A 1,307-nucleotide genomic window follows, 5' to 3' on the forward strand; every position below is an offset into this window, starting at 1 on the left:
TGGACACCTCGAAGAACTCGCTGTTTTCGGCCTGAAGGGGGTGCGAAGGGTCTGATCGCGGTCTTTGGTGCGTGAGGGTTGGCCTTTTCGGCCTCGCTTCCTTGGTTTTCGGTGGTGGCGCGCGGCGTGGCGCCCGTTTTCCTGCTATGCAGGCGCACCTCGCCCCTCGAGCCAGGCGAGGCGCTGGAAGTTATAGGCCAGGTTCGCCATGCCGATCTTGATCCGGGCTCTGGCGATGCCGATGGTGCGGACAAGCAGCCCCATGCGGTGCTTCTGGCCGGCGAACACGTGCTCAACCGCCGAGCGGACAGCGGAGCGCTTCGCATTGGCCCGGGCGATATGCCCGGGCAGCGGCCGACGCGGCATGCGCTTCTGGTGGATATTGCTCTTGAACATGCCCCTCTCGAGGAACGCCTCGTTCTTCTTCGAGCGATAGGCCGTGTCCGCCCATACGCCAGAACCGGTGTTCTGCTTGCTGATGAGGTCAGGGAGCCGCGCGCCATCATGGGCGTTGGCCGCGCTGGCTTCCCAGGTGCGGATCAGCCCATGCGTCCGGTCGATGCCGATGTGGTTTTTGTAGCCGAACATCGGGATGGCAAGGTCGACCGGCTTGAAGCCCTTGAGGTCACCGCCTTCCTTCATCTTGGCCTTCGAGTATTTGACCGTCCAGCGGGCGTCACGATCCTTCTGCCGGATCTTGGCAGGCTTCTCTTTCCAGCGCTCCGGGATCTTGCCCTCCTTGATCGCGGCCTTCTCCTCGTCGGTATTGCGCTGCTTGGGCGCTGGCACCACGGTCGCATCGATGATCTGGCCGCCCATCGCCAGGTAGCCGCGATCGGTCAGCGCCGCATCAAAGCGCGCGAAGAGCTTGTCGATCGCCTTGGCCTTCACGAGCTGCTCGCGGAACAGCCATACCGTGGTGGCATCAGGCACCCGGCCATCGAGCCCCAAGCCGAGGAACCGCTGGAACGACAGCCGGTCCTTGATCTGGAACTCGCATCCCTCGTCTGACAAGGAGTAGAGCGCCTGGAGCACCAGGATCTTGAACATCATCACGGGGTCGAACGGCGGTCGCCCGCCTTTGCCCCGATCGCTCCGCCTGAGCGCCACGATCAATGGCCCGCGGAACACCTCGAAATCCACCACCGCTGCCAAGCGCTCCAGCGGATCCCCCGCCGCGCTCAGCGCCGCATAACGATCCGACAGATCAAAGAAACCAGGCTGACCAACCATCTCCGCCTCCGCTCGATACGGGGGCCATTGAATCAAATCACCCCCTCAAAGACGAGGGTTTTTCGAGGCGTCCA

Annotated in this window: 1 protein-coding gene; it reads right to left on the reverse strand. The window is 63.4% G+C overall.

What is annotated here, in order from left to right:
- Positions 1–144: 144 nt before the first annotated feature.
- Complete coding sequence (locus tag AC3WLD_RS18815) at positions 145–1,233, reverse strand: IS5 family transposase (RefSeq protein WP_492558396.1); 1,089 nt, start codon at positions 1,231–1,233, stop codon at positions 145–147.
- Between the last annotated feature and the right edge of the window lie 74 nt (positions 1,234–1,307).

The organism is Novosphingobium sp. FW305-C-111 (assembly GCF_058783565.1).